The sequence below is a fragment of the Streptomyces sp. O3 genome, from assembly GCF_054788135.1.
The window spans coordinates 1-231 of the sequence record NZ_JBTVYK010000249.1; the positions used below are offsets into that span (position 1 = coordinate 1).

At 40.3% G+C, this 231-nt stretch carries 1 protein-coding gene; it reads left to right on the top strand.

The window, feature by feature from the left end:
• Positions 1-33: 33 nt before the first annotated feature.
• A partial coding sequence (locus tag ACX6XY_RS30535) for a hypothetical protein (RefSeq protein WP_460338002.1) occupies positions 34-231 on the top strand: 198 nt, incomplete at its 3' end.

Consider the following 231-nt stretch of genomic DNA (forward strand, 5'->3'; position numbering starts at 1 on the left):
TTTTTAAGCATTTACCTTGTAGGAAAAGAACCTATGGAGTGGGCCAATATATTTATTCTCGATACGACGTGGGCATTTGCTGCTGAAATTGCTGTGCGTGTCACTGTTATGTTTATCATGATCATTTTATTTCTACGGTTCACTGGGAAGCGTGGTGTTAGGCAGCTCTCTATATTCGAGTTAACTATTATTCTATCATTAGGGTCCATCGCAGGGGACCCTATGTTTACT